Source organism: Arthrobacter sp. LjRoot14 (assembly GCF_964253905.1).
Taxonomy (GTDB): Bacteria; Actinomycetota; Actinomycetes; order Actinomycetales; family Micrococcaceae; genus Arthrobacter.
In genome coordinates, this window is record NZ_CAXURL020000001.1 from 4303285 (window position 1) to 4320688 (window position 17404).

The 17404-nt window shown below is 67.0% G+C and carries 15 protein-coding genes; 8 read left to right on the forward strand and 7 right to left on the reverse strand.

Features of this window, described 5'->3' with window-relative positions; all coding sequences use genetic code 11:
• Positions 1 to 88: 88 nt before the first annotated feature.
• Positions 89 to 898 carry an IclR family transcriptional regulator gene (locus ACSQ12_RS19505; RefSeq protein WP_245198960.1) on the forward strand — a complete coding sequence of 270 codons (810 nt, stop codon included), beginning with the start codon at positions 89 to 91 and terminating at the stop codon, positions 896 to 898.
• A gap of 7 nt (positions 899 to 905) precedes the next feature.
• Here the strand turns inward: ACSQ12_RS19505 and opgC are convergent, their stop codons facing one another.
• Both opgC and ACSQ12_RS19515 read right to left on the reverse strand, forming a co-directional pair.
• Positions 906 to 3431: an OpgC domain-containing protein gene (gene opgC, locus ACSQ12_RS19510; RefSeq protein ID WP_436066564.1), complete on the reverse strand. Its 2526-nt coding sequence runs from the start codon at positions 3429 to 3431 to the stop codon at positions 906 to 908.
• Positions 3418 to 4653, reverse strand: coding sequence for a GAF domain-containing sensor histidine kinase (locus ACSQ12_RS19515; protein ID WP_436066565.1), 1236 nt, complete (start codon positions 4651 to 4653; stop codon positions 3418 to 3420). Before ACSQ12_RS19515 ends, opgC begins: the two co-directional genes overlap by 14 nt.
• A gap of 281 nt (positions 4654 to 4934) precedes the next feature.
• On the opposite strand from ACSQ12_RS19515, the gene uraD reads away from it, so the two are divergent.
• The 5 genes from uraD (at position 4935) to purM (ending at position 9074) form a co-directional block, all read left to right on the forward strand.
• Positions 4935 to 5432: a 2-oxo-4-hydroxy-4-carboxy-5-ureidoimidazoline decarboxylase gene (gene uraD, locus ACSQ12_RS19520; protein WP_436066566.1), complete on the forward strand. Its 498-nt coding sequence runs from the start codon at positions 4935 to 4937 to the stop codon at positions 5430 to 5432.
• On the forward strand, positions 5429 to 5770 hold the full coding sequence (gene uraH / locus ACSQ12_RS19525; protein WP_436066567.1) for a hydroxyisourate hydrolase: 342 nt from the start codon (positions 5429 to 5431) through the stop codon (positions 5768 to 5770). The genes uraD and uraH overlap by 4 nt, the downstream gene beginning before the upstream one ends.
• Before the next feature lie 117 nt (positions 5771 to 5887).
• Positions 5888 to 6238 carry a hypothetical protein gene (locus ACSQ12_RS19530; RefSeq protein WP_436066568.1) on the forward strand — a complete coding sequence of 117 codons (351 nt, stop codon included), beginning with the start codon at positions 5888 to 5890 and terminating at the stop codon, positions 6236 to 6238.
• Positions 6239 to 6285: 47 nt separating this feature from the next.
• Positions 6286 to 7932 carry an amidophosphoribosyltransferase gene (gene purF / locus ACSQ12_RS19535; protein ID WP_436066569.1) on the forward strand — a complete coding sequence of 549 codons (1647 nt, stop codon included), beginning with the start codon at positions 6286 to 6288 and terminating at the stop codon, positions 7930 to 7932.
• Positions 7929 to 9074: a phosphoribosylformylglycinamidine cyclo-ligase gene (gene purM / locus ACSQ12_RS19540; RefSeq protein WP_436066570.1), complete on the forward strand. Its 1146-nt coding sequence runs from the start codon at positions 7929 to 7931 to the stop codon at positions 9072 to 9074. Before purF ends, purM begins: the two co-directional genes overlap by 4 nt.
• A gap of 99 nt (positions 9075 to 9173) precedes the next feature.
• On the opposite strand, the gene ACSQ12_RS19545 is transcribed toward purM, so the two are convergent.
• Positions 9174 to 9956 carry a VOC family protein gene (locus ACSQ12_RS19545; RefSeq protein WP_436066571.1) on the reverse strand — a complete coding sequence of 261 codons (783 nt, stop codon included), beginning with the start codon at positions 9954 to 9956 and terminating at the stop codon, positions 9174 to 9176.
• Between the two features lie 215 nt (positions 9957 to 10171).
• Entirely contained in the window at positions 10172 to 10405 is a 234-nt protein-coding gene (locus ACSQ12_RS19550) for a DUF3073 domain-containing protein (protein WP_209748114.1), read from the reverse strand.
• A gap of 280 nt (positions 10406 to 10685) precedes the next feature.
• Here ACSQ12_RS19550 and ACSQ12_RS19555 point away from each other — a divergent pair, with 280 nt between their 5' ends.
• Positions 10686 to 11357: a septum formation family protein gene (locus ACSQ12_RS19555; RefSeq protein WP_436066572.1), complete on the forward strand. Its 672-nt coding sequence runs from the start codon at positions 10686 to 10688 to the stop codon at positions 11355 to 11357.
• Between the two features lie 36 nt (positions 11358 to 11393).
• Here the strand turns inward: ACSQ12_RS19555 and clpB are convergent, their stop codons facing one another.
• Complete coding sequence (gene clpB, locus ACSQ12_RS19560; protein ID WP_436066573.1) at positions 11394 to 14063, reverse strand: ATP-dependent chaperone ClpB; 2670 nt, start codon at positions 14061 to 14063, stop codon at positions 11394 to 11396.
• A gap of 168 nt (positions 14064 to 14231) precedes the next feature.
• Entirely contained in the window at positions 14232 to 15047 is an 816-nt protein-coding gene (locus ACSQ12_RS19565; protein WP_436066574.1) for a S1 family peptidase, read from the reverse strand.
• Positions 15048 to 15310: 263 nt separating this feature from the next.
• Between ACSQ12_RS19565 and ACSQ12_RS19570 the strand changes: the two genes are divergently transcribed.
• On the forward strand, positions 15311 to 15820 hold the full coding sequence (locus ACSQ12_RS19570) for a carboxymuconolactone decarboxylase family protein (protein WP_209742187.1): 510 nt from the start codon (positions 15311 to 15313) through the stop codon (positions 15818 to 15820).
• Here ACSQ12_RS19570 and ACSQ12_RS19575 read toward each other — a convergent pair.
• On the reverse strand, positions 15817 to 17400 hold the full coding sequence (locus ACSQ12_RS19575) for a GMC family oxidoreductase (protein WP_209742186.1): 1584 nt from the start codon (positions 17398 to 17400) through the stop codon (positions 15817 to 15819). The two genes, ACSQ12_RS19570 and ACSQ12_RS19575, sit on opposite strands and share 4 nt — an antisense overlap.
• Positions 17401 to 17404 lie beyond the last annotated feature (4 nt).

The window sequence follows — 17404 nt, forward strand, 5'->3', positions numbered from 1 at the left end:
AAGCACCGGAGTTGCCACCGCCGGAAAGCGGCGCCACGTCCTTCGTGGCGCCGCTTTCCTGCTTACATACGGAATGATGGTGCACACCATGACCTCTGCAGCAGCTTCCGAATCCAGCAGCAACGGCGACGCCAAGGGCACGTCCGTCATCGTCAACGCCATCGCCGTGCTTCGAAGTTTCACCGCGGACGAGCCGCTGCTCGGCGTCACCGAGATCGCCAACCGCGTGGGCCTGCACAAGAGCACCGTTTCCCGCATCCTGGCCACCTTCGAACAGGAACACCTGGTGGAGCGCGACCCGGAGACCCGCAGGTTCCGGCTGGGGCTGGGCCTCATCGCCGTCGCCGGACCGCTGCTGGCCGAACTCGAAGAGCGCCGCGTGGCCTACCCCGTCCTGCGCGAACTGACGGAGCAGACCGGCGAAACAAGCGCCCTCATGGTGTGGAACGGCTCCGAGTCGATGTGCGTGGAGCAAATTGCCAGCCACCACCAGATCAAGCACACCACCCCGCTGGGCGCCCGGTACAACGATGCCCTCAGCGCCTCCGTGCAGGTCTTCCTCGCCGCCGAGCCTGCCGAGCGCGTGCGCGTGTTGCTCCGCAGCGGCGAAATTGCCTACCCCGGACTGGACGACACCAGCCTGGAGGCGTACCTGATCCGGCTTGGCGACGTCGCCCGGCGCGGCTGGGCCACCAACTACGGGGAGTCGTCCCTGGACGAAGTGGGGCTGGCCGCCCCCGTGTTCGACCACCGCGGCGACATCGTGGCGGCGGTCCTCATCCCGGCACCGCGCTTCCGGGTCTCCCCGGACACGCTGCAACGCCTCGGGGAATCCTGCAAGGCAGCCGCGGACCGCGTCACAGCCCGCCTCGGCGGCGCCTCCCCGGCCCCGGCCTGAGAGAGCGTCAGGTGGGGATGATGCGGAACAGGAACTTGGTCCGGACCATCACCCACAGCAGCGCCACGATCAGGGCGTACGCGGCGGTGTTGAGCCAGATGTTCCCCTGCTGCAGTGCCGGGATGTTCGCCACCACGGCGATCAGCACCACGTGCATGATGAAGACGTACAGCGTGGCCCGCCCCAGCGGAATCAGCAACCAGCCGACGGCGCGTTCGATCGGCCTCCAGTAGGCCGTGAGGAGCGCGTAGACCGTCACCAGCAGGGTGAGCACGTTCAGGAGCCGCCCCGGTTCCAGGTAGGTCCGCCCGAAGAACCGGTCGTAAACGGCGCGGTAGTCCGCGTCGGACGTCAGCGCGAGCCGCACATCGTATTCGTTCGCCAGGTACGGGTTGGCCCAGGACATCAGGGCGAAGGCCACGGTGACGGCGGCACAGAGACCCACCACCCAGCGGTGCGCTGACAACCAGGCCACGATGGTCCGCCGGTAGTAGCCGCCCACCAGGCCCAGCACAAACAGGACCTGCCACACCATCAGCGGGAAGGAATCCTCGAACTGCGACGGCAGGACCCTGAACCGGAACAAAGTGCCTGCGACGTAGAGCGCGGTGGTGGCCGCGAGTACCCAGAGCACCTTGCCGCGGGCCAGGGCGAGCAGGATCAGCGGGCTGACCAGGAGCATGATCACGTAGAGTCCCATGACGTTGAACTGCCATGGCCCGAACTGCAGGAGCAGCACCGCGGGGATGACGGCCCCGGAGACCGGGAACTGCAACAGGCCCTGCATACCGGTGTAGAGGTCGTAAGTCCGGCCCGCTCCCGACCTGCCGGCGCCGCCGGTCCCCTGGTCCGTGAACGTGGTCAGCACGTCGGAATTGAAGGCCGGGATGAGGCTGAGGGCGAACACCAGGACAACAACTGCCAGCGCCGTGACGTACAGCTTGCCCGCCCGCCTGCCGGTTTTTTGGGCGACCTCGCCGATGTTGTCCTGGGCCTTGGGCCCGTAGACCATCCCCAGCACCAGCCCGGACAGCAGCACGAACAGCTCGGCGCCGGAGACAAAGCCGATCGTCTCCTGGGTGAACAGCTGAAAGAGGGACGTCATGCCCACGTGGTTCACCACCACAAAGAGGATGGCCAGCCCGCGCATCAGGTCAACCCGGGAATCGCGCGAGGACTTGTCCGAATACGTCCAGCCCTTCGCCGGGCGCAACCGCATCGGCAGGAACCACAGCAGGATCGCACCGGCCAGCAGGGCGGCCGCCGCAATCCCCGCCGGAGCACCGGACAGGGTGTTGCCGGGCGCCCCGCCCAGCCCCTCCACAATCCTGGTGACCGGCCCGGTGACGAGCGTGGATTCCTTGACGGCTGCCCCGGCGGCGGCTGCCACGTCCGGGTTCCGGGTGAGGCGCCAGTCAATGATGGTGTTGCCGGCGTCCCCCACCTCCGTTTTCTCGTCCCACACGACGGCGGCAATACGCTCCAGCTTGCCCGGCGCTGCCTCGCCCAGCACTTGCTTCCACCAGCCGGACTTGATGTCGGCTTCCGACGGGCCGCCCGCCGTCGGACTGAAGTAGGCCGCCGTCTGGACCAGCAGCGGCCTGTCCCGCTTCACTGCGTAGGACTCGTAGAAGTCGGAGTCACCGCCGTCGGAACCGGCGCCCTCAGCGGAGGCGGCCCCGCGGGCGGTCCCGTTCAAAAGGGAGGCCAGTTCCCCGTCCCTAGGCAGTGTGTTGACGGCAGCTCCGCCGCCCGTGTCGTCATGCAGTGCCGTCAGTCCTACCCAGTCAACCGCGTCGTCTCCCGGGTAGTACGGGGCGTAGGGTGCGTCGGCCCCGTTCCAGGCGCCGTCGGAATTGGTGTCCAGTGCAGGGAAACCCGGAGTGCCGGGTGCCGGGGCTTCACGGTTCCTGGTGAACGGATAGTCGCGCGCCTGGAACGGCTGCCACACCATCACCGCATTTGGTTCCGGTTCGAACGCCTGGGCCACCGCACGGAACGCCGTCACATAGTCCCCGGGCTGCTGACCCCAGGACACCCAGCTTGAGTTCATGTCCGGGGCGAAGCGGATCAGCAGCTTCCCGGGGAAACCCTGCGCGAGTTCCTCAAGCTGCCCGGCAAAATCTGCGGCACCGGCTGCGTCCACCTCCCTGAGGGGCACCGCGGGATTCACGGTGAGCAGGGCATGGGCCCCGGAGGCGGCGCTCTGGGCCAGGAACTCCCGCAGGTAGCCTTTCTCACCGCGCGTGATGGGAAAGGAGACGTCGTGACCGAGGACCGCCGGGGTTGCCTGCAACCGGCCGGCGAACCCGGCGGCGTCGTCCTCGCCCCATTCCAGGACGCCGCCCAGGAGCGGCTTTCCCGATGAGGCACCGAGGTCCTCCCCGCTGTTAGTGTTCGACGCCGGGACGGCGGCTTGCGCAACCACGCCGGCTTGCGCTGCCACGGCAGCCTGCGCGGCCCCCGCCGGCAGGAAGAGCACGAGGGCGAGCACCAGGAGCGCGGCCCTCAGGAAGGCTTTAAGCGGATCCATGCGGGCCGTCTTTCGGGAAGAGGGCCGAGACGGTTGTTCCGCCGCCGGGGGTTTCCGTGAGCGAGAGTTCTCCGCCGTGCGACTGGACGATGCGCACGCAGGTGGCCAGCCCCAGGCCTGAACCGGGGGCGTCACCGGGGCGGTGCAGCCGGACCAGGGGTTCAAGGACCCGCTCGCGGTCGGCGGCGCTGATGCCCTTGCCGTTGTCCGACACCCGGACAGTGACTCCGCGGTCATCTGCCAGCGCGTAGACCCTGACTTTGAGATCGCGCGCCGGGCTGCGGTAGTTGGAGGCATTGCCCAGGAGGTTCTGCAGCAAGGACCGCAGCTGCGCCGGATCAGCCATGACTTCCGCGTCCTCGCAGTCCAGCCCGGCGTCAGGACTGAACCCGTCGCCCAGGTCGCTGACCGCCGCCGCAACGGTGTCCTTGAGGGACACCGGACGGGGACGCAGCATTCCGCCCACCTGGGAGTAGCTGAGGACACCGTCCAGCATGGAGAGCATCCGCCGCCCGCTGTCTCGGATGTGTTCGAGGTAGCCCGCAGCCGGGCTGCCCGGACGGATGTCCTCGTCGTCCTCGCTCAGTTCCACATAGCCAAGGATGGTGGTGAGGGGGATCCGCAGGTCATGGCTGACCCGGCCGGCAAAATCAGCGAGCTTGCGGTTGCTGCGGCCCAGTTCTTCCAGGGCATGCTGCAGTTGCAGGGTGCGGTGCTGCAGTTCCAGCACTTCCACCACCTGCGCTGCGAGGACATCCAGCATGGCGGTTTGTTCGGCGGAGAGGGTGGCGGGCGCTTCGGAAAAGACGCACAGGGAGCCCAGCGCGAACCCGGAACCGGTCAGCAGCGGGGAGGAGGCGTAGAACCGGACGCTGGCGATTTCTCCGGTCACAAAGGGATTGGCCGCAAACCTGGGGTCGGCGGCAGCGTCGGGCACCACGGTGGTGCGGCCCTGCTGGAAGGCCCTGGCGCACATCGAGTCTTCGCGGGCGCACAGCCGAGGTTTCAGGCCCGCAGCTGCGAGCTGGACCTGCTGCTCGGGAGTGATGATGTTGACGACGCTGAAGGGTACGCCGCAAAGCTTCGCGGCAAGGTCCACCAGGAAGTTCAGTGCGCGTGCCGCGCTGGCACTGGGATTCTCCTCCAGCAGTCCGTACTCCCCCAGCACTGAGCGCCGTTTAAAGTCAGCGCTAGCAAGGCTGTGCCCATCTGCTTGAGCCACGCGAGTCCCTTCCACCTCCAGGACATCCGGCCAAGCGCCACAATCCCCCCAGCAGGAGTCTAGCGGAGCGGATTGCCGCTCACAGGGGTGAGGTAGTCTCTTGACACCAACCGCAAATTTCGGGTTGACTATTACGCATGCTGAAATAACAGTTCCATGATGTGGAATGTAGGCAACGCAGCGGCCCTGACCGGATCCGCGGCGGCGCCTGCACCGGGGTACTCCCTTTTCCGCATAGCCGACGCCATGGATGCCAGCATTTGCACGAGGGATGAACAAGCATGCAGCTTGCCGTATTCAACGGGGCGGACCGCGCGGAAGTCACCGCGGCACTTCGCCCCTGCATCGACGTCCAGCGCTGGGTGGACCAGATCGCGGACGCACGACCCTTTGCCAGCAGCAAGGCCCTGCTGGACTTTGCCCGCGACGCCGCCGCCCCGTTTACACCGGACGAGGTGGAGTCCGCCATGGCCCACCACCCGCGGATCGGGGAACGGCCCACGGCCTCAACCACGGAGGCATCCATGTCCCGCTCGGAGCAGGCCGGAGTGGATCCGGCGGACACGGACGTCACCACGGCACTGGCCGAGGGGAACCGCGCCTACGAGGAGAAGTTCGGCCGGGTCTTCCTGATCCGGGCAGCCGGCCGCACCGCGCCGGAAATCCTGGCGGCGCTGCACGAGCGCCTCAACCACACCGCCGAAGAAGAAGACGCCATAGTGGCCGGGCAGCTGCGCGAAATCGCCCTGCTCCGGCTCGAAGGAGTGATCAGCGAATGACCGTTTCACAGGTGACCACCCACATCCTGGACACCGGATCCGGGCGCCCGGCTGCCGGCGTCGCCGTCGGGCTTTACGCGCGCGACGGCGGAAACTGGAACCTCGTTGCGTCGGGCACCACCGACGGTGACGGCCGGGCGAAGGACCTCGGTCCGGAACTGCTCCCGGCCGGGACGTACCGGCTGAACTTCGCCACAGGGGCTTACTACGAAGGCGTGGGCACGGCCACGTTCTTCCCGGAAGTGGACCTGGTGTTCACGGTGTCCGACGCCGGCGAGCACTACCACGTGCCGCTGCTCCTGAGCCCCTTCGCCTACTCGACGTACCGCGGCAGCTGACGAGTTTTTGTCCAGATACCGCGGCCAAACGCTCCTCGAAAGCCCATTATCTGGACAAAAACTCGGGACTGGCGGGGGCGGCCAACCCGTTCCACACGGGGCAGTAGGCTAGAGGGCATGGCTTCTGAAGACACCCCCGCCGAGAGGCGCGAAATCACCGTGCGCCGAGCACCCAAATACGTGCCGTTCCTCATACTTGGCGGACTCGTGGGCATCATCGTTGCGGCGGTCATCGCGTTCGCGCTGCCCGGAGACCCGGGCTACGAACCCAGCTCAGTCTTCGGCTTCTTCCTGGTCCTTTTCGGCGCCGGCGGCGTGATCCTGGGCGCCATCGTTGCCCTCCTGCTGGACCGGCTCAGCGTCCGCCGCGCCCAACACGCAGTCGTCGAGGCCGTCCCGGAGGACGCCCCGGGCAACGAAGCAGACGACGGCGATGACAGCGGCACCCCGGCCGGCCGTCAGTCATAAACGGGCAGCCGGAAAAGTCCTACCCCATGACGTGAGATAATCGACCAGTGGCACGCGGCGATGGAAAACTTTCTCATGATCTTCTCCCTGGCGAAAAAGGCCCCCAGGACGCTTGCGGCGTCTTCGGGGTCTGGGCACCAGGTGAAGAAGTAGCAAAACTCACCTATTACGGGCTGTATGCATTGCAGCACCGCGGTCAGGAGTCGGCTGGCATAGCAACCAGCGACGGCAAGCGGATCAACGTCTATAAGGACATGGGCCTCGTATCCCAGGTCTTCGACGAGACAACGCTGAACACCCTGACCGGGCACCTGGCCGTCGGCCACTGCCGCTATTCCACTACCGGCGCCAGCCACTGGGCCAACGCCCAGCCCACGCTTGGCGCTACCGCCACGGGCACCGTGGCACTGGCCCACAACGGCAACCTCACCAACACCGCCGAGCTCAATGCCATGATCATTGAACGCAACGGCGGCCAGCTCAGCGGCGAAATGAAGCAGGGCAACACCTCGGACACCGCCCTGGTGACGGCACTGCTGGAGGGTGAAGAGGGCAAGTCCCTCGAACAGACCGCCATCGAGCTGCTGCCCAAGATCAAGGGCGGCTTCTGCTTCGTCTTCATGGACGAAGGCACCCTCTACGCGGCACGCGACACCTATGGCATCCGCCCGCTGGTCCTCGGCCGGCTGGAGCGCGGCTGGGTAGTGGCCTCGGAGCAGTCGGCCCTCGCAACGGTGGGCGCCAGCTTCATCCGGGAAATCGAACCCGGCGAATTCATCGCCATTGACGAAGACGGTGTGCGGTCCCAGCGCTTTGCGGAGCCGACGCCGGCGGGCTGCGTTTTCGAATACGTCTACCTTGCGCGTCCGGACGCCGCCATCGCGGGACGCTCCGTGTACGAGTCCCGCGTGGAGATGGGCCGCCAGCTGGCCCGTGAAAACACCCAGGAAGCGGACATCGTCATCCCGGTCCCCGAATCCGGAACCCCGGCCGCCGTGGGCTACGCCGAGGAATCCGGCATCCCGTTCGCGCACGGCTTCGTCAAGAACTCCTACGTGGGCCGCACGTTCATCCAGCCCTCGCAGACCCTGCGCCAGCTGGGCATCCGCCTCAAGCTCAACGCCCTCGAATCCGTGATCCGCGGCAAGCGCGTTGTGGTGGTGGACGACTCGATCGTCCGCGGCAACACCCAGCGCGCCATCGTCCGGATGCTCCGGGAAGCCGGGGCCGCCGCGGTGCACGTGAAGATCTCCTCCCCGCCGGTCCAGTGGCCGTGCTTCTATGGCATCGACTTCGCGTCCCGCGCGGAACTGATCGCCAACGGCGCCACCATTGAGGAAATTTCCCAGGCAATCGGCGCCGATTCGCTGGCGTACATCTCCGAAGACGGCATGATCGGCGCCACCCAGCAGCCGCGCGAACGCCTCTGCACCGCCTGCTTCACCGGCAAGTATCCCATCGAGCTCCCGGGCTCGGACAAACTGGGCAAGAACCTGCTGGAGCGCACGGACCTCGGCGGCCTGCCCGCGGCAGGATCCGCCACCACAGCCGCCCCTGCGGTTGCCGTTGATTCCGAAGAGGACCCGGCCGGGAAGCCCGGCGCTACGGGCTGCGATCCGGGACCGGACGCCGAGTTCGAGAACCTGCTGACCGACGCCGACCGTCTGACCGCTGACAAGAAAGAGTCCGTATGACTTCCGCATCTTCCTCCGCCCAGAACGCCGGCATCACTTACGCCTCTGCCGGTGTTGACGTCGAAGCGGGAGACCGCGCCGTCGAACTCATGAAGGACGCCGTCAAGGCCACCCATAATTCCTCCGTGATCGGCGGGGTGGGCGGCTTTGCCGGACTCTACGACGTTTCGAGGCTCCTCACTTTCAAGCGGCCGCTGCTCGCCACGTCCACGGACGGCGTGGGCACCAAGGTGGCCATCGCCCAGGCCATGGACATCCACGACACCATCGGTTTCGACCTGGTGGGCATGGTGGTGGACGACATCGTGGTGGTGGGCGCCGAACCGCTCTACATGACCGACTACATCGCCTGCGGCAAGGTGGTCCCCGAGCGCATCGCGGACATCGTCCGCGGCATCGCAGCAGCCTGTTCCGTGGCGGGAACCGCCCTGGTGGGCGGCGAAACCGCAGAGCACCCGGGCCTGCTGGGTGAGCACGAGTACGACGTCGCCGGTGCCGCCACCGGTGTTGTCGAGGCCGACGCCCTGCTGGGTCCGGACCGCGTCCGCGCCGGCGACGTGGTGATCGGCATGGCTTCCTCCGGCCTGCACTCCAACGGCTATTCCCTGGTCCGGCGGGTCATCAACCACGCCGGCTGGGCCCTGGACCGCCAGGTCTCCGAACTCGGACGCACGCTGGGCGAGGAACTGCTCGAGCCCACCCGCGTCTACGCCGCTGACTGCCTGGACCTGGCCCGCACCTTCCCGGTCACGGCCGGCGCGGCCGTCCACGGCTTCAGCCACGTCACCGGCGGCGGCCTCGCAGCCAACCTGGCCCGCGTCCTCCCCCAGGGCCTCATCGCCACGGTGGACCGCGCCACCTGGGAACTCCCCGCCATCTTCAAGCTCGTTTCGGAACTGGGCAACGTCCCGCTGGCCGACCTCGAGCGCACCCTGAACCTCGGCGTGGGCATGGTGGCGATTGTCTCCCCCGAAGCCGCCGACGCCGCCGTGAACCGCCTCAACGACCGCGGCCTGCCGTCCTGGATCATGGGCACCGTGGAAGAGAACTCGGACTCGATCGTGAAGACCGGCCCGGACTACGTCCAGGGTGCCAAGGGTGTTGACGGCGGCGCAGTCCGACTGGTGAACGCCTACGCCTAAGCACCTCGCCTGAGCAACCCACCGGGTGCTCCGCAACCGCCGTTTAGAGAGAACTGAGAACGGCAGTTGCGGGGCACTCGGCGTTTAGGCGCACGGCGGCTAAACCTCCAGCACGCTGAATACCCCGCCCTGGGGGTCTCTCAGTGTGGCGATGGTTCCGGCCTCGTCGATGTCGTCCGGCTCAACGAGGACCACGCCGCCTGCCGCCACCGCAGCTGCCACCGCTTCCGCGACGTCTGATACGCCGAAGTACACCTGCCAGCCGGGTTCGAGCGTGTCCTGGGCATCGCCGGGAACCCTGGCAATGCCGGCCACCTCCGCGCCGTGCACCATCAGCGTGGTGTACGTCCCGCCGTCGTCCTGCGGGTATTCGGTGACATCGTGCCCGAACAGCTGCTGGAAGAACGCGACAGCTGCCTGCGGTTCGGGAGTCAGCAGTTCAGCCCAGGCCAGCGCCCCGGCCTGGTTGTACCGGGCGGTGCCGGTATGCGTTCCCGGCTGCCACACCCCGGTGGTGCCGCCCCCGGGCGGCGCAACGAACACCATCACACCGGTGTCCCCCACGTCCTCGGGCCCGAACTCCAGTGTGCCGCCCGCGTGCGGGGTTTCCTCGGCTATGGCGCCGGCGTCACCCGCGGCAAAGTAGATGTTCCACTGCGCGGCGGTCCCGGATGCCTCCTGGAGGGGATTCTGCGGCGCAATGACGGTGATGAGGTCATGGCCCAGGTAAGCCTTCGAATAGCTCCGCCCGTCCGGTGTGGGCAGGTCCTCGAAGCGCCATCCGAACACGCTTGCGTAGAAGGACTTGGCGGCTTCCACATCCTTGGCCTGCAGGTCCGTCCAGCAGATCTCGCCCGCGTCGTACGTGCTGCGCTCGGTCATAAAATTGTTTCCCTTCGACCCCAACAGTGTAGGCGCACAGCAGAAAGGCCCGTCAGGGCACACCGGAAGACGGCGCGCCCTGACGGGCCTGATATCTGAGGTCAGCACCCGGGGGTGCTGGGAAAGAAGAGCCGAAGCATCGTACGGATCACTGTGGTGAATGAACGACGGCGGCACGCCGCTGAGTGCCTTACGGCAGGTTCAGCGGGCGACAACTAACCGATTCGACGGGTGTCAACCTCGTCGTCGTCTTCTTCCAAATCATCCGCGTACTTATCCACATAGGCCGAATAATCCGGCTCTACCGGCTCACTCGAGAAACGGCTCGGTGCACGACCCTCGGAGCTCTTGAGCTCGCGCTGAAGAGCAGTGTAGTCAGTGTTCGGGGAATAGTACTTAATATCCCGAGCCTGCTTGGTAGCTTTTGCCTTTTGACGGCCGCGCCCCATGGCGTGACCCCCTTTTGTACTCGGACCGGAGGTGGTCACCATTGGCGTTAGTGAGGCCCCGGAATGTTTGGTCAATTTGTCGTACACCTAGATTACATGCTTTCAGCGGTAACTGCTCCCCGGAACGGGCCCCCGGCGGACAGCAGCCACGTTTACGCAGGTCCGGGCCTTCTGCGGCCCTCGGTTTTTCTTCGGTAGAGTCGTTTGAGCGACTCCCCGCCGGCGGCCGCAGCCACGGCCCAAGGCGGGGAAAAAGACGCCGGGAAGGGTGAATCTTCACGTGAATGACGAGAACGCAACGGACACCAGCGACGGGAACCGCAAGACATCCCCGGGCGCCGGAACGCCGCCCGTGGTGCCGCCTCCGCCTGCCAGGCCGCCGACCAGCAGCAACACCAGGAGAACCGCAGAGCAGGCCTCCGAGCAAAAACAGACCTTGTTCAAAGCCGGCTTCGTGGTGGCCGGACTTGTACTGCTGGGCCTCTTCATCTGGTGGTTGGCCACCCTGATCGCCAGCGCAAACGAGCAGGCCGCCGGCCAGGACCCGGCCCCGGCCGCCCCGGAAACGTCCCAGTCGGCGCCGGCAACCCGGAGCCAGCTTCCCCAGGACGGCGTGAGCGCCCTGGACTACCAGCTGGGCGACTGCTTCGAGAACTTCGATCCCGAAGCCACGGAATCCCGGGTGGTGGCCTGCACCACGGGCCACTCGGCCCAGCTGGTCGCCCTGTACCGGTACCCGGAATCGGACTCCTATCCGGGCATCGCCGCGCTGCGGCAAAAGGGCCGCGAGATCTGCCAGGACGCCGGCCTCACCGACGCCGTGGCAAACTACGTCCTCATGCAGCGCAACGCCTACCCGAGCGACACCAGCTGGGAGAAGGGCGACCGGCGGGTGGATTGCTACGTCACGGCGGACAAGGGCAACATCATCATGGAATCCCTGCTCCCCTAGGACCGCCCCTGACCGCCTCCACCCGCCCTAGCGCTGCTAGCCCTTCCGCCGCACTGACAGCCCGCTGCCGGCGAGGGCACCGCCGTCGGGCGCTTCCTGTCCGCCCAGGCTGGCAATGGTGAGTTCGTCGACGTCGGCCGCGGTGTCCACCAGCACAATGTCGCCGTCGGCGATTTCCCCGGCGAGGATGGCCTTGGCCAGCCGGTCGCCGATCTCGCGCTGCACCAGCCGGCGCAGCGGCCGGGCGCCGTAGGCGGGATCGAAGCCGGTCATGGCCAGCCAGGCGCGGGCGCCGTCGGTGACTTCCAGGTCCAGGCGGCGCTCGCGCAGCCTTCCGCCGAGTTCAGCCACCTGGAGTTCCACGATCCGGGCCAGCTCTTCGACGTCCAGGGCGTCGAACAGCACCACTTCGTCCAGCCGGTTCAGGAATTCCGGCTTGAAGGACGCATTCACGGTGGCCATCACGGCGCTGCGCTTTGCGTTGGCATCCAGTGTCTGGTCCACCAGGAACTGGCTGCCGAGGTTCGAGGTCAGCACCAGGATAACGTTGCGGAAATCCACGGTGCGGCCCTGGCCGTCGGTGAGGCGGCCGTCGTCGAGCACCTGCAACAGGATGTCGAACACCTCGGGGTGGGCCTTCTCCACTTCGTCCAGCAGCACCACGGAATACGGACGACGGCGGACGGCTTCAGTCAGCTGGCCGCCTTCCTCGTAGCCCACGTAGCCCGGAGGGGCACCGACAAGCCGCGCGACGGAGTGCTTTTCGCCGTACTCGGACATGTCGATCCGCACCATGGCGCGCTCGTCGTCGAACAGGAACTCCGCCAGGGCCTTGGCGAGTTCGGTCTTGCCCACGCCGGTGGGTCCAAGGAACAGGAACGAGCCCGTGGGCCGGTTGGGATCGCTGATGCCCGCGCGGGCGCGCCGGACGGCGTCCGACACTGCAGTGACGGCCTTCTTCTGGCCGATCAGACGTTTGCCGAGCTCTTCCTCCATGTGCAGCAGCTTCTGGCTCTCGCCCTGCAGCATGCGGCCGGCCGGGATGCCGGTCCACGCCGAAATCACCTCGGCGATGTCACCGGCCGTAACTTCGTCCGCCACCATGAGTTCCTGCTTGGCTCCACCGCCGGCAACCCGGGCGGCTTCCGCCTCGGCGGCAGCGGACAGCTCGCGTTCCAGTGCGGGAAGTTCGCCGTACAGGATACGGGAGGCCGCCGCGAGGTCTCCTTCGCGCTGGTACTTCTCCGCAGCCGAGCGCAGCTCGTCGATCCGGGCCTTGAGGTCACCGACGTGGTTGAGGCCGGCCTTCTCAGCTTCCCAGCGGGCGTTCAGCGCAGACAGCGCTTCCTTTTTGTCCGCCATGTCCGCCCGCAGCGCGGCCAGGCGTTCCACGGACGCGGCGTCCTTCTCATTGGCAAGGGCAAGTTCCTCCATGGTCAGCCGGTCCACCTGGCGGCGCAGCTGGTCGATCTCCTCCGGTGCGGAATCGATCTCCATGCGCAGCCGTGACGCCGCCTCATCCACGAGGTCGATCGCCTTGTCCGGGAGCTGCCGGCCGGAGATGTAGCGGTTGGACAGCGTCGCTGCGGCGACCAGTGCGGAGTCCGCGATGGACACCTTGTGATGGGCCTCGTAGCGTTCCTTCAGGCCGCGGAGGATGCCGATGGTGTCGTCCACGCTCGGCTCACCCACGAACACCTGCTGGAAGCGCCGCTCCAGTGCGGGGTCCTTCTCGATGTTCTCGCGGTATTCGTCCAGCGTGGTGGCTCCGATCAGGCGCAGCTCACCGCGGGCCAGCATGGGCTTGAGCATGTTGCCGGCGTCCATGGAGGAGTCACCGGAGGCGCCTGCTCCCACGACGGTGTGGAGCTCGTCGATGAAGGTGACGATCTGCCCTTCGGAGCTCTTGATCTCCTCCAGGACGGCCTTCAGCCGTTCCTCGAACTCGCCGCGGTACTTGGCCCCGGCCACCATCGAGGCGAGGTCCAGGGCGATGAGGGTCTTGCCGCGCAGGCTTTCCGGGACGTCGTTGGCGACGATCCGCTGGGCCAGGCCTTCGACGACGGCGGTCTTGCCGACGCCCGGTTCGCCGATGATGACCGGGTTGTTCTTGGTGCGGCGGCTCAGCACCTGGATGATGCGGCGGATCTCGGCGTCGCGGCCGATCACCGGGTCCAGCTTGCCGGAGCGGGCGATCGCAGTGAGGTCCGTGCCGAACTTCTCCAGGGCCTGGAAGGTGTTCTCTGGATCGGCATTGGTGACCTTGCGGTCCCCGCGGACACCCGGCAGGGCGGCGAGCAGGGCCTCATGGGAGGCACCGGCGTCGCGCATCAGCTTGCCGACGGCGTCACTGCCGGCGGAGAGCCCGAGCAGCAGGTGCTCGGTGGAGACAAAGGTGTCCCCCAGCTTGTCCGCCTCGTTCTGGGCGTTCTTGATGGCCTGCAGGGCGGTGCGGGACAGCTGGGCCTGCTGCACCGAGGTGCCGGACGACGCCGGCAATGCTTTGATGGCGGTGCTTGCCTGGACGCTGACGGCATCCGGATCGGCGCCGGTGGCGCGGAGGAGCGCGACGGCGACGCCCTCGCGCTGGTCCATCAGCGCCTTGAGCAGATGGGCAGGCTCAACCTGGGGATTTCCTGCCGTGGAGGCGTTCATGGCTGCTGCCGAAAGAGCCTCCTGGCTCTTGGTGGTGAACTTGGCGTCCAAAGAGAGCTCCTTTCGGGGATAGATCAACTCTTAAAGTTGAGTGTACATGACTCAACTTTGCAGAGGGGCCCTACGCTCCATGTTTGCCGACGGCGAAATGGCTGTCTAGGGGCGATCGGCCCCCCACTGGCGGGCACCGGCAGGACCGGCAGCTAAGGCGTCCGACTGTCAGGACGGGGTGACGCCGGTGATGACCGCGATCCAGCCCAGGTGGCGCGAGACGGCGGCATGGTCGTTGTAGAGGCCGGCGAACCCGGACGGGTTGCCGCCCGGCAGGACGCTCGACGTCGACAGCACGCCAACCAGCTTCCCGCCGACAATGAGGGGCCCTCCGGAGTCACCGGACAGCGGGTGCCCCGTCCGGGACCGCGTCCGCACCGACAGACCGCCAAAAGCGTCCGAGCCCTGCCCCGTCACGGTGGCACCGGCAGCCTTGAGCTGGAACGACATGGCCCCCGACCCCTCAGCCTGGTCACCCCAGCCGAATACCCGCGCGTCCGAGCCGGGCGCCGGGATGGTTCGGGACAGGCTGGCATATTGTCCGGGGTGCGGGGTGGAGAGTTTGAGCAGGAGCACGTCGCCCGCCGTCGAAGGGTACCGGGCAGCGACCGTCCGCACCGAACCGCCGGCCCCCAGGTACGGGGTGCCGAGGCGGACCGACTGAAGTCGCGCAGAGTCGCAGTGCCTGGCAGTAATCACCCACTCCGCTGAAATCTGGCTGCCCGTGCAGCCCACCCTGGTACCGGCGGTGTCGTAGGCGATCTGGGCGGCGAAGGGGGCGTCGGACATGGCAACGGCCTCGCCGCCGGCAATGTTCGTGCCGCCCGGGCCCGGCTCCGGCGGATCCCAAGCAGGCCAAGCGGAGGCTGGCGAAGCGGGGGCCCGCGACCCGAACGCCGGCGCCAACGGCAGGGCAATGAGAAGCGCGACGGCGAACATCACCCGTAGGGTGCGGCGGCCCTGGAAACTCAGGCGACAACGCATTTTCACATGGTAGGACTGCGGCCGGGGAAACGTTAGCCCCGCAGGCGGACATGCAGGAGGGCGGCTCCCCCAAGGAACCGCCCTTCGGCTGGCATGGGAGCCGGCGCACGGCATGCGCACGGCCCGACATACAGGAACTTCTCTGGTGGACCGCCGCCCGCCGCGGGGCGGGCAAGCGGTCCGGTGAAAACACTACAGCGCTATCGAGGTTGTGTCACGACTATGACAAAATCCGTCAAGCCGTGATGGGTATTCTGGGAGCCATGGACCAGACTCATGATGCCGGCAACCCCACCACCCAGCACATCTTCATTGACAAGGAAAGCCCGGCCGTCTGGCGTGCGCTGAACGGACTCGGCCTGAAGGCCCGGGAGGCCGCCGACGAAGCCGGCATCAGCAGGGAGCTGACGGAGCTGCTCAACGTCCGCATCTCGCAGATCAACGGCTGCGCCTACTGCCTGAACATGCATGTTGCCGATGCGCTGAAGAAAGGCGAAACCACGCAGCGCCTCGCCGTGCTGTCCGCCTGGCGGGACACCGCGTTGTTCACGGAAAAGGAGCGCGCGGCCCTGGCATTGGCCGAGTCCATCACCACCCTGCCGGACGCCCACACCCGTGAACGGGAGGACGCCTACGCGCGGCAGCACCTGAACACGGCCGAATATTCGGCGGTGAGCTGGCTGGTGATCACCATGAACGCGTTCAACCGCGTGTCCATCACCAGCCAGCACCCTGTGCGGCGCGACGTAAAGAATGAATCCGAAACGCCCTAGGAGGCCTGTGCCCGCGCGGCCTTCACCAGCTCCGCGCAGCGCTCCCCGATCATCATGGTGGTGATGTTCGGGTTCACCGTGGTCAGCTCCGGCATCACCGAGGCATCCGCAACACGCAGTCCGGTCACGCCCTTGACCCGCAGTTCAGGGTCCAGCGGGGACATCACGTCGTCCGACGCGCCCATCCTCACGGTTCCCGCCGGGTGGTAGACCGTGTTGTGGGTTTTGCGGATGTAGTCAGTGATTTCCGCATCGCTCTGAATGGCCTCGCCGGGATAGAGCTCCTTGCCCGCCCATTCGGCCATGGCCGGCTGCGCCACGATTTCGCGGGCCTTGCGGATGCCGGCAACCATCACGCGCATGTCGTGCGGATCGGTGAAGTACCGCGGATCCACCTTGGGCTTGTCCCGGTAGTCGCGGCTGCGGAGCCGGACCGTTCCGCGTGACCTGGCGTGCGTGACGTTGGGCGTCAGGCAGAAGCCGTTGTCCGTCGTCGGGAAGCCCTGCCGCAGCGTGTGCATGTCGAAGGGCACCGAGCCGTAGTGGAACATCAGGTCCGGCCGGTCCAGGCCTTCTTCGGTGGTGGTGAAGATCCCGATTTCCCACCACTGTGTGGACGTCTCCGGCATGGGCTTCCTGGCTTCCCACTGGATGACGCCTTCCGGGTGGTCCTGAAGGTGTTCGCCGACCCCGGGGGAATCGGAGCGGACCGGGATGCCGAACTCTTCCAGCTGTGCGGCCGGGCCGATCCCGGACAGCATGAGCAGCTTGGGCGAATCGATGGCCCCGGCGGACAGGATCACCTCGGCCCGGGCGGTCAGGGTGTGCGTTTTACCGAAGGAGTTGTCCACGACATCGACGCCGGTGCAGCGGTTGTCCGCCGTGAACTTCAGCTCGCGGGCCCGCAGCCCGGTCAGCAGGGTGAAGTTGGGACGGTCCACCACGGGGTGGATGTAGGACACGGACGACGACGAGCGGGTGCCGTCGGCGCGGCGGTTGATCTGGAAGAAGTTGGCGCCGTTGATCACGGTTTCGCCGGAGTTGAAGCGGACCCGGGGAATCCCGGTTTCCTCGCAGGCGTCCAGCAAGGCGCGGCCGCAGGGGTCCTCCGCCGGTACGTTCATCAGGTGGACCGGGCCACTGTCGCCGTGGTGCGGCGCGTCCGGTCCGGCGTCCTCGTTGGTCTCCAGGTGCTTGTACAGGCGGTAGGCCGTCTCGGCGTTCCAGCCGGTGGCGCCGAACTTCTGCTCCCACTCGTCGATGTCCTCGCGGGGCGCCCAGAAAGCGATGCAGGAGTTGTGGCTGGAGCAGCCGCCCATCACCTTGGCGCGGGCGTGGCGCATGAAGGAGTTGCCGTTTTCCTGCTCCTCCACGGGGTAGTCCCAGTCGTAGCCGGATTCCAGCAGTTCCATCCAACGGTCCAGCTGGAGGATGGCGTCCACGCCGCGGTCGTCCGGGCCGGCTTCCACGAGTGCCACCTCCACCGAGGGGTCCTCGCTCAGCCGGGAGGCCGCCGCCGCGCCGGCGGACCCGCCGCCGATCACGATGTAGTCGAAGTCAGTCTTGTCCAGTGCTGTCATGCGC

Bases quoted from the DNA above. Each gene is read 5' to 3' on its own strand.
- ACSQ12_RS19505 (WP_245198960.1), top strand. From the start codon at position 89: ATGACCTCTGCAGCAGCTTCCGAATCCAGCAGCAACGGCGACGCCAAG.
- opgC (WP_436066564.1), bottom strand. From the start codon at position 3,431: ATGGATCCGCTTAAAGCCTTCCTGAGGGCCGCGCTCCTGGTGCTCGCC.
- uraD (WP_436066566.1), top strand. From the start codon at position 4,935: ATGCAGCTTGCCGTATTCAACGGGGCGGACCGCGCGGAAGTCACCGCG.
- uraH (WP_436066567.1), top strand. From the start codon at position 5,429: ATGACCGTTTCACAGGTGACCACCCACATCCTGGACACCGGATCCGGG.
- ACSQ12_RS19530 (WP_436066568.1), top strand. From the start codon at position 5,888: ATGGCTTCTGAAGACACCCCCGCCGAGAGGCGCGAAATCACCGTGCGC.
- purM (WP_436066570.1), top strand. From the start codon at position 7,929: ATGACTTCCGCATCTTCCTCCGCCCAGAACGCCGGCATCACTTACGCC.
- ACSQ12_RS19545 (WP_436066571.1), bottom strand. From the start codon at position 9,956: ATGACCGAGCGCAGCACGTACGACGCGGGCGAGATCTGCTGGACGGAC.
- ACSQ12_RS19550 (WP_209748114.1), bottom strand. From the start codon at position 10,405: ATGGGGCGCGGCCGTCAAAAGGCAAAAGCTACCAAGCAGGCTCGGGAT.
- ACSQ12_RS19565 (WP_436066574.1), bottom strand. From the start codon at position 15,047: ATGCGTTGTCGCCTGAGTTTCCAGGGCCGCCGCACCCTACGGGTGATG.
- ACSQ12_RS19570 (WP_209742187.1), top strand. From the start codon at position 15,311: ATGGACCAGACTCATGATGCCGGCAACCCCACCACCCAGCACATCTTC.
- ACSQ12_RS19575 (WP_209742186.1), bottom strand. From the start codon at position 17,400: ATGACAGCACTGGACAAGACTGACTTCGACTACATCGTGATCGGCGGC.